The following is a 14231-nucleotide window of genomic DNA, read 5'->3' as shown; positions in this document are numbered from 1 at the left end:
AATGGTTAATTATTTCCTGTAAATTCACTAAGTCTGAGAAACAAAACTTTCTTCTTCTCCCTGGTGGGTGGTTTTAACCCACTTGAGCCGTTTGGGACGCACCGACATCCGGGCCGTAGTCAAAGGCATTACGACCATCCAGTGGAGCATATAAACCATCGTCAGACCACAGGCCGTAAAAATTTTCGTGACCTTCGCCCAAGTCCAGGGCAACTCGCGATAGACGCGCATATTTCCCTGCACCATTGCCCAGAGGGATAGGCCGAGGGCAAGGGTCGTCATCGGCATCAGGACGGGTAAATGGCCCTTCAGTACCGCAAAAATAAAGTCGGGAATCGCCGCAGTGGGGAGCAAATATTGCATCAAAACAAAGGAAAAGAGATCGACTTTTTTACCAAAGCCGAGGCGCTTATTCGAGAAATATCGCCAATAGTCAAGGTAGCGCTGGTAACCCCCTTCGGCCCAACGACTGCGCTGGTGCCAGAGGGCGATCGCCTTGGTAACTCCTTCTTCGTTAACGGCGGGATTAAGCAAAAAGCCAATTTTCCAATTGTCCAAATGGAGACGGATGGTGAGATCCAAGTCATCGGTGATCGTTTCTTCGTTCCAACCACCACATTGATCCAAGGCAGAACGGCGCACAAACTGACCATTACCCCGCAGTTCACCGATGCCCCCCAGGGCAATCCGTTGTTGCTGGAAATAGCTATCGAGGATCATTTCTGTAGCTTGACCCTTCGTCCAGAAATTTAGCGGTTCGTTGGCGATCGCCTTCCGGACTTGGATCGCCCCCACATTTTCATCAGCAAAGAGGGGCACCACATGGCGCAAAAATTCCGGCGGTACCGTGGCATCAGCATCAAAGACCGCAATAATTTCTCCCTGGGTTTGGGCTAGAACTTGGTTGAGGGCACCTGACTTCCCACCACCGGCATTGGGAGAGCGATGCACCACCTTTAACTGGGGATACTCCAGGGCCAATTGATCGAGGATTTGGGGTGTTTTGTCGGTGCTGGCATCATCAATTAACCAGACCTCACATTTCGCCGTCGGGTAATCCAATTGGCAGAGATTTTTTACTAAACGCCCAATCACTGCCTCTTCGTTCTTCGCCGAGACAATGAGGGAAACGATGGGGGCAGTGGTTAAATCCTCGTCAGCTAGGGGTTGGGGTTGGGGATCAGGCTGGGCACTAACCAAACGGATGGCCTGAATCAAAAGCAGACCCGTAGCTCCCAAAACCGCCGTTGACCCCCAGCTCACACTGTGCAGGACAAAGGCGATCGCCCAGATGAAACTAAGCATCAAGGCTGACTTTTTACGACGCCCCCCTAATCCCTGGAAAAAATCACTCCGAAATTCCGCTTCGGCCACCTCTGGATCAGTCAGTTCATCTAAAAAAGCCCCAAGGGGATCGTGATTGTCATCGGTTTGCCAGGGTTGATTTGCCATGCGGAGATTCTCCTCTTCCAAAAAGTGCGGTTCGGGGGCTGGGGATAATTGCGTTTGCCGCTCGACATTCATGATAATCGATAGGCCTGCCCCCTTGGGGAACGGTTCTCAAGGGACTGTGCGACCATCACTACGGAGTTGGCGCAGTGAAAGTTACTCCTTCGTAAATGTCCGTGAGGGGGGCATCAAGATCAAAGGATTCTAAATGGGCGATCGCCTCAAGCCCTTCGTAAATTTGTACTGTCCAGATGTCTTGGGTCTGTCGGCGAAAACATTGCACAAAGGGGCTTTCTGTGCCAACGAGTAGATATTCTTCTAGGCTGGGCAGGGTGCGATAGTACAAAAATTTAGCGGTTTGATCGAAATTTTTTGTCGAGGGAGAAAGCACTTCGATGATCAGTTTCGGAAAGTTGAGATAAGTCTGGGCCGGATCATCGCGGCGATCGCAGGTTACAAGGACATCTGGATAAAAAAAGCGTCGTTGATGAGCAACATTTACTTTCATGTCGGACATATACGTCAGACAGCCAGAGCCTTTTAGATGATTTCTTAACAACATGGCACAGTTCAAACTAATCAGGTTGTGATTTCCTGTGCCGCCAGCCATGGCATAAAGCTCACCATCGACATATTCATGGCGGATATCACTGGTCGCTTCAAAGGCGAGATATTCCTCTGGATTCATCGGAGAATAGAAATCAAAATCTATATGATTAACTATTGATAAAATAAAGATAATTTTGTGATACAAATCATTGTTGATTTTTAGGTACTAATTGCCTCTGAAATAGTTCTTCATGAATCGATGCATTATTGATGATAGGGACAACTTGATCGACAGCTAAATTTGAAAAAAAGATTTTTTTCTTGCCTTTCAAGCTATCAACATCACCAATATAAATATATTTCTCAAATTTATCTTGAATAACCGTCCCAGCAGGAGGATCTTCTACTTGAAAATTCGGACTACTTACCCAGCCCAGATGATGAAGACAAATTTTTAATTGAGCATTTGTGAACTTATAGTCAGCTTTATCTTTGACGGCTCTTTCTAGGCTAGCTAAACTAACACGGTCTCTATTATCTTGTCGAATTTGTCCTACAATTTTATAAATTGGCTTACCTTCATCTGTTGTAATTCTACCAATTTCACCAGCAGAAATAGCTTTTAAAATAATATTAAAAACTCCATCTTCTTCTTTTTCAATATCAACATCACTGCCGGAAAGCTTATTTTCTCGACTATTAAATCCATATACTTTATCTTGACTCGGATTTACAATGAGTACTTCTCTAGGATTAATATCAACCATTTCCGGCAATAAATTAGACCAAATCTCCATAAATTCTCGACTTCTTTCGTTTGCTTTAAGTTGAAGAAAACTGTTAAAGTGTGAAGTGGATAGATTCGCCTGTTCATTCTTGGCCGATACTCTGTAATATATACATCCTTTAACAAGAGAATATTCAGAGAAGTCTCGAATAGGCAATACTATTTGATAGCTTTTCTCGACAATCAAATAAAAAAAGTTTCTGGCTCCAATTTTATAGTCTTTCAAATCTAAATTGATTCCAGAAGATTTTGTGACACTGGTGAATTTTTGAATAATATTGTTTAAATCAATTTTATTAATCAATTCAACGTTTTCACTATCGAGTCCAACGTCTTCATATTGGCCTTTTTTCTTTTCTTCTCTAACTCCTAAAATAATGATGCCTCCATCCGAATTGGCAAATGAAATTATATCTTTAGCCAAATTGCTCATAAAAACTTCTTCAGGAGGAGCACTTGTTTTTATACTCAATTTCTCTTTATAGTCGAGCAAATTGTTTTCTTTTGGGAATGAACCCTTGTCTCTTATTTCATTCATAACAGACTGGGCTTTTGTTCGTAATTCTTTGAGGTTCATTCTTATTTAATCTACATACAAAAAATTGTTTTCAAAATTTACTAAAGCTTTTTCATGGGAGCGACCCGGGGATCAATGATTTTTTTGCCGAGATTGGGAAACTGGATCGCTAGGTTGGTCTTTTTGTCATCCCCAAAGATTTTGATCACTTCCCCTTCCCCAAAGACGTTGTGGTGGACGCGATCGCCAATGTCCCATTTTTGTTGAGCTACTTCGGTGCGAGCTGCCTGTCGTTCTCGTCTTTTTTGGGAGCGTTGCTTCTGGCTAATGGACATCATTTTGGGTTCCTGCTTTGGGGGCATTGGCGCTGGCGATCGCCCATTGGAAGTCACCAACTCCTGGGGGAGTTCCGCGAGAAATTGCGAGGCAACGGCAGGCTCTCGATAACCCCACATATATCGCTCCCTGGTATAGCTGAGGAATAATTGCTCTTGAGCGCGGGTCAGGCCCACATAACACAACCGTCGTTCTTCTTCTAAAGCAACGGGATCATTTAAGGAGCGGGTATGGGGAAATAGCCCTTGCTCAAGCCCCACCAAAAAAACCACCGGAAATTCCAAACCCTTGGCTGAATGGAGCGTCATCAAAGAAACCTGCTGGGATTCATCATTGAGGTTATCGAGATCCGAAGCAAGGGACGCATTTTCCAGAAAGCCATTTAAGCTGCCGTCTTCATTTTCTTCTTGGAATTGCAGCATTGCATTGTAAAGCTCGGAAATATTTTCGACGCGGCTGTCGGCTTCTTCGGTACCTTGCATTTTTAAATCATCGATATAGCCGGAATTTTCCATCACATAATCGAGGATATCGGCACCGCGCATGGTCGCCATTTTGCCTTGCATTTCCTGGATCAGCCCAGCAAACTCGTTAATTTTCCGAGCGGCCCGTCCAGCGATGGTGGCCACAGAGGTTTCATCGCTGAGGATTTCCCAGAGGGGACAACCTAATTCTTGGGCGGCGTGGTTAAGTTTATCGACGGTGGTTTTGCCGATGCCCCGCTTGGGAGTATTGATCACCCGCATCAGGCTCAGGGTATCTGCGGGGTTGGCGATCGCCTTGAGGTAAGCGAGGGCATCTTTAATCTCTTTGCGGTCATAGAACTTAAAGCCGCCCACTACTTGGTAGGGAATGTTGTTACGAATCAGGAGATCTTCAAAAGGGCGGGATTGGGCATTGGTGCGGTAGAGGATCGCAAAGTCGCCCCAGTCGAGTTCTGGATTTTTGCGCCGCAGACCGAGGATCTGATTTAAAACAAACCGCGCTTCTTCGTTTTCGTTATCCGCCTTGTGGCAATAAATTTCCTCTCCAGCGCCCCGGGTGGCCTTGAGCACTTTATCGATGCGTTGGCTATTTTGCTCGATCAAGGCATTGGCGGCTTTCAGAATATTTTCCCGGGAGCGGTAATTTTCCTCCAACTTAACCATCGTCTGGGTTTCGTCATCGGGGAGGCGATCGCCAAAATTTTCTTGGAATTCCAGCAGGATTGTGAAATCCGCCATCCGAAACGAATAAATGGACTGGTCGGCATCCCCTACCACAAACAAAGAGCGATTATGCCAACCCAAAGCGGCCTGGTTTGTTTCGCCATTGGTACTGAGTAGCCGAATCAACTCATACTGAATCCGGTTTGTATCCTGATATTCATCCACCAAGATATGGTGAAATTGACTGTGCCAATAGCCGAGGATCGATTCATTTTGTTGGAACAGCCGCACCGGAATCAGGATTAAATCATCAAAATCGAGGGAATTATTCGCCGCCAAGGCCGTTTGATAGGCTTCATAAACCTCCGCCACCACTTTGCCTTTGTAACCCCCCTGCTGCCGAGCATAATCGTTGGGAGCAAGGCCAAGGTTTTTGGCATTACTAATCTGATAGCGGATGGTGCGGGGATTGAATTTTTTATCGTCTAGGTTTAGTTGCTGGGTGACAATTCGTTTGATCAATGTCTGGACGTCGCTATCGTCCATGATGGTGAAATTGCGCTGCCAGGTGCGGCCCCGTTCGTCTTGATATTTGTTGATGTCATACCGGAGAATTCGCGCGCATAGGCTGTGAAACGTGCCAATCCAGAGCTGCTTGGTAACTTGTTTGTAAACCTGCGATCGCAATTTTTTTTGCTCAAACTCCGGCAGCCCTCCCAAGGGTTTACCATGTTGCAGTTCTGCGAGCTGTTGGGCATAGAGCAGTTCCACCCGTTCTTTCATTTCGCGGGCAGCCTTGTTCGTAAAGGTGACGGCCAGAATATTTTCTGGATCAACACGGTGATTGCGGATCAAATGGGCAATGCGAAACGTCAAGGCCCTGGTTTTGCCTGAGCCAGCCCCAGCCACCACCAAGAGTGGCCCACAAAAATGTTCAACAGCACGACGTTGGGAGGGGTTGAGTTGGGCTAACAAGTCAGACATGGAAGGTAAGGTTCACAGCACAAGGAGAGACCTTATTTTGACATACTCCCCGGCGTGGCAGGGTTCAGTTAGTTCATCTCGGTGATCGCCCCTTTGTAGAGTTTTTGGATGGATTTGATCACCCGCTGAAAAGGAGAGTTTGCGTGCTGGGACTCCGGCGCTAGAGATTGCAAGCGATTAAGCAATTTCGCCTCTTCCGTTTCAATTTGACTATCGCTGTAGACCATGTGGCTAACCGCATCGAGCAGTTCTTGGTATTCCGCCTCGTTGGTATGGTCATCAATGTATTCTTCGACGAGACGGTAACAATCCTCCGGTTTAACAGGAACCGCCTCACATAACAAAGCCCGAATATCCGGATCTTGGGAGAGGTTTTTTTGATCCGCAATTTGGTGGAGATATTGACGTTCTTCTACCTGGATTTCGCCGTCGATCCAAGCGGCACTAAAAAGAATTTTAAAAAGTTGTTTGTTTTTATCTGCCGTCTGCATAAGGGGTCCTCCCGAATCAGTGGGGAAAGTTATGGGCCAAAACCTTCTTGATTGTCTCTACCCTAAACTCCCCGTCTTGTGACCCCGAATTTTCTGTTGAATATCTTAAACATTCTGACTTGAACTTTTCCTGAACCCGCACCGATTCAACCAGAAAGAAAGGCGATCGCCCCGAAGAGACCCCCACCAATCGTTTACAATAATTAATACTTTTTTGAGAATCAAACCGTAGGACAAAAGTAATGCGTGTAGCAATCGTTGGAGCAGGCCTCGCCGGACTCAGCACCGCCATTGAACTGGTCGATGCAGGCCATGAAGTCGAAATCTTTGAAGCTCGCCCCTTTGTCGGTGGAAAAGTCGGCAGTTGGGTTGACAAAGACGGCAATCACATCGAAATGGGCCTCCATGTCTTCTTCGGTTGCTACTACAACCTATTTGCCCTGATGGAAAAAGTCGGTGCCGGCAATAACCTCCGCCTCAAGGAACACACCCACCAATTCATTAACGAAGGGGGCAAAATTGGCGAACTCGATTTCCGTTTTCCCGTCGGTGCTCCTTTCCATGGTCTCAAAGCATTCTTTACCTCTTCTCAACTTTCGGCGATCGACAAAGCCGCCAATTCCCTGGCCCTAGGAACAAGCCCCATTGTGCGGGGCCTCGTTGATTTTGACGGAGCCATGAAAACGATCCGCGACCTCGATAAAATCAGCTTTGCCGATTGGTTCCGGAGCCATGGCGGTAATGACGGCAGTCTGAAAAAAATGTGGAATCCGATCGCCTACGCCCTTGGTTTTATCGACACCGAAAATATCTCCGCTCGCTGCATGTTGACCATTTTCATGTTCTTCGCCGCAAAAACTGAAGCCTCAGTGCTGCGGATGCTCGAAGGCTCTCCCCACGAATATCTCCACAAACCCATCGTCAACTACCTCGAAGCCCGGGGCACCAAAATTCATACCCGCCATCGGCTTATCGATGTCAACTACACCCTAGAAGGACAACCCAAAATTGATGGTCTCGTCATTAACAACGGTGAAACTACCGAGACCATCACCGCCGATACCTATGTTTTTGCCCTTGATATCCCTGGTATCCAGCGCATTATTCCTGAAGCTTGGCGTCAATGGTCAGAATTTGACAACATTTACAATCTCGAAGCTGTGCCTGTCGCCACTGTGCAATTACGCTTTGACGGTTGGGTAACAGAACTCAACGACCCCGAAAAACGTAAACAACTCCAAGAAGCGGTTGGTATTGATAATCTGCTCTACACCCACCAAGCCGATTTTTCCTGTTTTGCCGATTTAGCTCTCGCCAGTCCCGCCGATTACTACAAAGAAGGTGAAGGTTCTCTTATGCAATTGGTTTTGACGCCCGGCGATCCATTTATCAAAAAAAGCAATGAAGAAATTGCCCAACACGTCTTGGCCCAGGTACATAAACTCTTCCCTTCTTCCCGAGAGCTTAATATGACTTGGTCAAATGTCGTCAAACTCGCCCAGTCCCTTTACCGAGAAGCCCCCGGCATGGATGTGTATCGCCCAGCTCAAGCGACGCCCATCAACAATTTATTCTTAGCCGGAAGCTATACCCAGCAAGACTACATCGACAGCATGGAAGGCGCGACAATTTCCGGTCGCCAAGCGGCAGCAGCAATCCTCCGTACCGTCGAAGAACCACGCGAGAAAACCCCTGCGGTTGTGTAGGACGAAACTACTGCGGCATTACTACAACTGAAAAAATTGTCCACCAAGCCTCCTGATACCAATAGAACGGGGGCTTCTTCATTATTTTTTGACAAAAAACAAAAAAAGAGAGGAATTCAATCCTCTCTCAAACTTTTAAGTGCTTTTTTAACAATCAATTTGTGATAACTGATCCTGGAATGTCGTCAGTTCTCAGAAATTACATGAGGCCGAGTTGTGCCAGAATACCTTTTCCGGTTAGGAGCTCAGTCAAAAGACCGATTACGAAACCGAGCATTGCTAGGCGGCCGTTCCAGTTTTCAGCGAAGGCGCTAAAACCAAATTTGCTTTCTTGATTTTCCATAATTTATTTCCTCAGAAGAATCTTGACGTATATAGTTGTTTTCTAGTCAACCAGTTGATACTTAATTTAACAAAAGTGCAGATATCTTGCAACGTTTTGTTACTTGCTTAAAGGGAAATTTCTTCGAGGATTGAAACGAAAACAGGGTGAAAACCCTTCTCCTTCAAGGGTTTTCGCCTACATCTTGTCCGTAGGCTTTCCATGACAAACTAATCAAACCATTGATAATCGCCACGGCAACGGTCGCGCCACCTTTACGACTTTGCATGCAAATGTGTGGAATCGCCGCTTCTTCTAAATACTTTTGGGGCGCTGTGCCTGTCAGAAAATTAGCAGGAGTAAAAATGACCAGCGCAGGGCGAATGATGCCTTTTTTGACTAAAGTGACCAGACTAGACAGGGCGGTTTGGGATTGGCCAATGACAAAAATTGCTTCTGGATAACGGCGCGCCAGGGTTTCCATACCCCAAGCGGTTTTTGTCTTTTCCCGTTGGGGACGGGTGAGGGTATCGGCGCTACAGTAAACGGGATTGGCGAAAGAATTTTGAAGCTGTTCTGTGATACCGACACGAACCATCGGAGCATCGACGATGATCGTACCGCGAGCGGCCAGGGCCGCTGCACCAGCCTGGAGAGCGTGTTCTGAAAAGTGAATCAGTTGGGCATACTCAAAGTCAGCGGTACAGTAAATGACCTGACGCACAATTTCATATTCGGCAGGGGAAAAGGAGTGTTTGCCAATTTCGCGATCAATGAGGGCTAAACTTTGGGCGTCGGTCAGATGCCATTCCATCATATTTTGTACTGCCTAGGCGTTGTTGGGCTCTGTTCAGTAGTCCTCCACAATTTTGACATACCCGAAAAGCCACTGGAGTAGTTCTCCGGGAAAAATTAACTTGACATTAGTTTCATTGCAAGGCGCCTAAATATCTTGATAGGTAAGTGTTTCGGCATTATTCGGGCAATTTTTTTATCTCGGCTTGGAATTCTGGAATTGATGATTGGGTCTTTGGTTTTTAATTGGCTTGAATACGTTCGGGATTGCCGAAATAGTCTGGGGGAGATTTTTGAGTTGAGTCAACGGGGGGAATCACCGGCCACTGCTCACTTAGGGTTTGTAGGAGTTGATCCTGTTGTTGTCGATAGCCGCTAACGTCCCAGGTGCCGTTATTGATAATGGCAAACCAGACATTGCCTTGGGTTTGGGTTGGCATAACCCCAGCGAGGGCACTGACTTGGTTGAGGGTGCCCGTTTTAAAGGCGATGCCTGGGGGAATGGTGCGGTTATTGACGGTGCCGCCGCGATCTTGGCCCGCAATGGGTAGGAGATCGAATACGGTAAAGGGTTGTCCTTGGAGTTTGCTGTCGATGGCTTGGAGCATTGCTACGGCAGCCCGAGGGGAGATTTTGTTTTCGACGCCGAGGCCAGATCCGTTAATGAGCTGGATTTCTGAGCTGGGAATATTCAGGCTTTGGGCAATGTCTGTTCCCATGGCTGGGCCACCACCAAGGTTTTGGGCGATCGCCTCGGCCACGGCATTGTTGCTATAGAGATTCATTTGTTTGAGGATGTCGGCCAGGGTTAAGGATTGATGGCTAAGGACGAGGGTTGCACCATCGGGTAGGGCTTGGCGAGCAAGGATTTTTCCAGCGATCGCCACCTGGGGACGGGGAGGACGCGGCGACATCTGTTGATATTGGGTTTCGATGGCGTCGTTCCAGGCGCGTTGATCAAGGGCGAGGCGCAAACTGTCCCCAGAGGTGGCAGGCTCAGCAACATAGTTCATCATGAAGTCACCGATAATGAGCAAATCTCCTTCAATTTGACGAATTCCAGCTTGATTTAGGGCATTGCCCAGGGCGATCGCCTCTTCCCAAACAAATAAAGGATCGCCACCCGCTTCAATAACCAAATCTCCCTGAACTAGACCATTAGCCACCGTCCCCGTTGTGTAAACACGGGTGCTAAAACGATGGGTCAACGGCCACTGCTCCAAGGCCGCTAGGGTCGTCGCAATTTTCGTTAGCGAGGCCGCCGACAACGGTTGATTTCCCTGGTGGCTCCCCAGGGTTGACCAGGCTGATTCTAGCCAAATGCCCTGTAACGCCGGATCTTTGCCGCCAGAATCCAATTGCGTTAAGTATCGATCCACGATGGTTTGGGTATTGGTGTCCTGTTGGTAGCGAATCTCAAAGAGACCCGCTTCTTGCCATTGCAAGCTTGCATAGGGGGCGATCGCCAAATCCGTGCCATCCCCTTGCTGAAAAAAGCCCAAAAAACCCAAAATCCCCAAAGTTAACCCATTTAACATACCGTAAACCCCCATTGATCCCCGTCAATGCAAAATCACAATCAAAATTTGGGTCAATGATATCAACATCAAAATCTTCTCAGCCGTGACTTCAGTGACCCAACAGGCTTCTGGTAATATGTTGAAGGCTTCTATTCCTGATAAAAATGTCATCGACACGCGCAAAAATAGCCGTAGACGCTATGGGGGGAGATTATGCTCCAGACGAAATCGTTGCTGGGGCGATCCGAGCCGTAGAAGAACTCAATGTAGAAGTTTTTCTAGTCGGTGACCCTGTCCGCATTCAAAAGTATTTAGACGAACATTCATCTCCAGCCAACCAGTTTCTCCATGTGGTAGAAGCCGAAGGAGTGGTGGAAATGTGCGAAGAACCCCTCGTGGCCATTCGGCGCAAGCCCAAAGCGTCAATTAATTTATCGATGCAGCTTGTCCGTAAAAAACAAGCCGATGCCGTCGTTTCAGCGGGGCATTCTGGGGCGGCGATGGCTGCGGCTCTTTTGAAATTAGGTCGCATTAAGGGCATTGATCGGCCTGCAATCGGGGCTGTATTTCCGACCCTTGATCCTGAGCGGTCAGTAATTGTGCTCGACGTGGGAGCGAATGTCGATAGTCGTCCGAAATATCTCGAACAATTTGCCCTGATGGGGACTATTTATAGTAAGTATGTCCTGGGGAACCGGGAACCACAGGTGGGCTTATTGAATATTGGTGAGGAGCCTTCCAAGGGCAACGAACTGGCCCTAAAAACCCACGAACTATTGAGTAGTAACCCTGCAATTCCTTTCAAGGGGAACGCCGAAGGACGGGATGTGCTGTCCGGTGAGTTTGATGTGGTGGTCTGCGATGGTTTTACGGGAAATATCCTCTTAAAGTTTGCAGAATCAGTCGGCGCAGTGCTCCTACAAATCTTAAAAGAAGAATTACCCCGTGGTCTGCGGGGCAAACTTGGGGCGGCGGTATTAACTCCAAACCTGAAGCGAATTAAGCAACGCATTGATCATGCAGAACACGGTGGCGCACTGCTATTTGGAGTGGCTGGGGTGTGTATCATTAGCCATGGTAGCTCGAAGGCGCCGTCTATTTTTAATGCAATTCGTTTAGCCAAAGAAGCAATTGACAACCAGGTAATCCAACGGATTCAAAATTACACGGAGGAACACCAAGCTCTGCTTGAGCAGCAAACGAACTCCACCACCACACTCTCTGAAGTGGCATCCAGTGCCATGATAGAAAAAAGCGAGTGAATGAATTACTATCAGATGAATCATCTCCGAGGAAGGAAGGGAGTCGAGCATTGAAATTTGATGGGGCAGGTATTGCCATTACAGGAAGTGGCTCTGCCACACCAAAAGCAGTCATCCATAATGATGATCTGAGTCAGTTGGTAGAGACTTCAGACGAGTGGATTCGCACGAGAACGGGGATCGCAAATCGTCATTTACTTCCAGAAGATAGTAGTTTGAGTGAACTGGCGGCAGAGGCGGCAAAAAAGGCGATCGCCGCCGCCCATTTACACCCAGAAGAAATTGATTTGATTATCCTGGCGACCTCCACACCGGATGATTTGTTTGGCAGTGCCGGGAAAGTGCAGCAGTTGATCGGCGCAAAAAATGCCACCGCCTTTGATCTGACGGCGGCCTGTTCTGGATTTGTTTTCGGTTTAGTGACAGCAGCCCAGTATATTCGGACGGGCACCTTTCAAAAAATTGTTGTGATTGGTGCCGATGTGTTGTCCCGGTGGGTGGATTGGGGCGATCGCACCACCTGTGTGTTATTCGGTGATGGCGCTGGGGCCGTGGTCTGTCAGAGCAGCCCCCAGGATCAGTTGCTCGGCTTTGAGATGTACAGCGACGGTAGCCAAAACGAATGCCTGAATCTTGCCTACGACGGGCATCCCAAATATTTAATCCATGATGTGTCAATTCAAAAAGGTGGCTACCGAGCAATCACCATGAATGGGCGCGAGGTCTACCGGTTTGCGGTGGCGAAAGTGCCGGAAGTCATTGAAAAAACCCTATTTCGGGCAGGTCTCACCACAGAAGATATTGATTGGCTCATTCTCCACCAAGCCAATCAGCGGATTATTGATGCCGTGGCAAAACGCTTAAAGCTGCCTTCAGAAAAGGTAATTGCCAATCTCCAGGAATATGGCAACACCTCGGCGGCCTCGATCCCCATTGCCCTCGATGAAGCGGTGCGGGCTGGCAAAATCAAACCGGGTCAAACGGTGGCCACCTCTGGCTTTGGGGCGGGTCTCTCTTGGGGATCGGCAATCTTTAAATGGGGAATGCCTCATTAGTGAAAGAAAAAGGCGATCGCCGCTTTTAAAAGATCACTTGAGTAAAAATATTATGCTGGGGCAAAACAACAAAACAAGCATACCAATGCCTAAGAAATTACCTTTGAGTGGGTTGAAATCATCCACAATTTTTTGCCATGGTAATCGAAATACAACTCTGCCAAAGTACAAATCCAAAGACAACATCACCATAACCCAAATCAAGCCAATGCCAGCACACTCAAGTAGATTTTGAGGCTTGATCCAAGGCAAGCAAAAGTAGGCAATCAAGGTAAAAAGCAAGATTCCTGAGCAGAGGCTAATATTTTTTCCTGTGCGGCGGCCAAACTTTTTCTGGAGATACCTAACGCGAAAATTGCCATTAATAATTTCTCCAAAAGCAATTAGAATCCCAACTAACAAGGCTCTAAAAATCATAGGTCATTGGCCTGAAGTGAAAACAATTTAGCTATTTTTCAATTCAATTTTCTGGCAATATATACTCCATAACTGTAATAGGCTTTGTATTGTTCATATAATTCAATTTCGCGCGTTTCCATTTCAACAATACTGTGAGCATCTTCACTATGATTATTTTGATTTAGAAAATCTTGAAAACGCACCTGCATCGGTTGGTAATAATTTTCTAACCAACAATGTTCTGGCAAAACAAAATAACCGATTGGTGAGTAGCCGTGCTCTTCGAGTAAAGCAAACTTTGCAGAGGCCAGATCAATTTCTGGATATTCAACTTCCCAATATTTTTGAATTTCTAGCGGACGAAAATTTGTAAGCCAAGTGATTTCTGAAACGACCAATAATCCACCTGATTTTAGATAACGGTGCCAATCTTTGATCCCTTTTTCAAAGCCGATATTATAGATTGCTCCCTCAGACCAGATTACGTCAAATTCTGCATCATTAAAGGGTAAATTTTCCATGGAGCAGCACAGGGTCGATATTTTTTCAGAAAGTTCTTTTTGTTTTGCTCTCGTTTCAAGGACTTCGAGAAAATCCGGGAGGAAATCGACTGCGGTAATCTGCGCGTTTAATTGTTCCGCAAGTACCAATGTCGAAGCCCCTGTCCCGCAACCGATATCAGCAATTTTTAAGGGAGCAGTTTTATCTATTCCCAACAGATCAAGGGCAAGTTTAGTTTCTGGATTTCCCCCAGGCCCTTGACGTTCAGCATTTTTATGGAGGTCTATTAAAAGTTGATAGTCTGCCACTGCCTTGTCCTAACCCACGGGTTTATTCCCTCAGGATATCGTCCGTACTACCAACTTATTTCAACAAGCAAAATATTCTTAAAGAAGAGACTGACATACTTT

The 14231-nt window shown here is 46.8% G+C and carries 13 protein-coding genes; 3 read left to right on the top strand and 10 right to left on the bottom strand.

Features of this window, described 5'->3' with window-relative positions:
* Window positions 1–27: 27 nt before the first annotated feature.
* From AACT35_RS15650 to AACT35_RS15630, 5 genes are all read right to left on the bottom strand, one after another.
* The gene (locus AACT35_RS15650) at window positions 28–1452 is read right to left on the bottom strand and encodes a glycosyltransferase (RefSeq protein ID WP_099237818.1); all 1425 of its coding nucleotides are present in this window, start codon (window positions 1450–1452) and stop codon (window positions 28–30) included.
* A gap of 130 nt (window positions 1453–1582) precedes the next feature.
* Window positions 1583–2137, bottom strand: a complete 555-nt coding sequence (locus tag AACT35_RS15645; RefSeq protein WP_099237780.1) for a Uma2 family endonuclease — start codon at window positions 2135–2137, stop codon at window positions 1583–1585.
* A 67-nt stretch (window positions 2138–2204) separates the two neighbouring features.
* Window positions 2205–3362 carry an ATP-binding protein gene (locus AACT35_RS15640; RefSeq protein ID WP_099237778.1) on the bottom strand — a complete coding sequence of 386 codons (1158 nt, stop codon included), beginning with the start codon at window positions 3360–3362 and terminating at the stop codon, window positions 2205–2207.
* Window positions 3363–3403: 41 nt separating this feature from the next.
* Complete coding sequence (pcrA, locus tag AACT35_RS15635) at window positions 3404–5770, bottom strand: DNA helicase PcrA (RefSeq protein WP_099237777.1); 2367 nt, start codon at window positions 5768–5770, stop codon at window positions 3404–3406.
* A 68-nt stretch (window positions 5771–5838) separates the two neighbouring features.
* Complete coding sequence (locus tag AACT35_RS15630) at window positions 5839–6261, bottom strand: tellurite resistance TerB family protein (protein ID WP_099237775.1); 423 nt, start codon at window positions 6259–6261, stop codon at window positions 5839–5841.
* A 242-nt stretch (window positions 6262–6503) separates the two neighbouring features.
* Here AACT35_RS15630 and zds point away from each other — a divergent pair, with 242 nt between their 5' ends.
* Window positions 6504–7967, top strand: a complete 1464-nt coding sequence (gene zds / locus AACT35_RS15625) for a 9,9'-di-cis-zeta-carotene desaturase (RefSeq protein ID WP_099237773.1) — start codon at window positions 6504–6506, stop codon at window positions 7965–7967.
* Between the two features lie 199 nt (window positions 7968–8166).
* Here the strand turns inward: zds and AACT35_RS15620 are convergent, their stop codons facing one another.
* The 3 genes from AACT35_RS15620 to AACT35_RS15610 form a co-directional block, all read right to left on the bottom strand.
* A complete protein-coding gene (locus AACT35_RS15620) occupies window positions 8167–8310 on the bottom strand; it encodes a high light inducible protein (protein WP_030005805.1) in 144 nt (47 codons plus the stop codon).
* A 163-nt stretch (window positions 8311–8473) separates the two neighbouring features.
* Complete coding sequence (locus AACT35_RS15615; RefSeq protein ID WP_030005804.1) at window positions 8474–9103, bottom strand: precorrin-8X methylmutase; 630 nt, start codon at window positions 9101–9103, stop codon at window positions 8474–8476.
* 223 nt (window positions 9104–9326) lie between these two features.
* Entirely contained in the window at window positions 9327–10622 is a 1296-nt protein-coding gene (locus AACT35_RS15610; protein WP_254047941.1) for a D-alanyl-D-alanine carboxypeptidase, read from the bottom strand.
* A 146-nt stretch (window positions 10623–10768) separates the two neighbouring features.
* On the opposite strand from AACT35_RS15610, the gene plsX reads away from it, so the two are divergent.
* Both plsX and AACT35_RS15600 read left to right on the top strand, forming a co-directional pair.
* The gene (gene plsX, locus AACT35_RS15605) at window positions 10769–11866 is read left to right on the top strand and encodes a phosphate acyltransferase PlsX (RefSeq protein WP_030005802.1); all 1098 of its coding nucleotides are present in this window, start codon (window positions 10769–10771) and stop codon (window positions 11864–11866) included.
* Window positions 11867–11916: 50 nt separating this feature from the next.
* Window positions 11917–12921: a beta-ketoacyl-ACP synthase 3 gene (locus AACT35_RS15600; protein WP_099237769.1), complete on the top strand. Its 1005-nt coding sequence runs from the start codon at window positions 11917–11919 to the stop codon at window positions 12919–12921.
* Between the two features lie 33 nt (window positions 12922–12954).
* Here the strand turns inward: AACT35_RS15600 and AACT35_RS15595 are convergent, their stop codons facing one another.
* Window positions 12955–13338, bottom strand: coding sequence for a hypothetical protein (locus tag AACT35_RS15595; protein WP_099237767.1), 384 nt, complete (start codon window positions 13336–13338; stop codon window positions 12955–12957).
* A gap of 38 nt (window positions 13339–13376) precedes the next feature.
* Window positions 13377–14129, bottom strand: coding sequence for a class I SAM-dependent methyltransferase (locus tag AACT35_RS15590; protein WP_099237765.1), 753 nt, complete (start codon window positions 14127–14129; stop codon window positions 13377–13379).
* Window positions 14130–14231 lie beyond the last annotated feature (102 nt).

Origin of the sequence: Synechococcus sp. BDU 130192 (genome assembly GCF_963876085.1) — a bacterium.
Lineage (GTDB): Bacteria > Cyanobacteriota > Cyanobacteriia > Cyanobacteriales > MRBY01 > MRBY01.
Note: the sequence above shows the minus strand (reverse complement) of the source record. Positions and strands in the feature narration are given on the sequence as shown.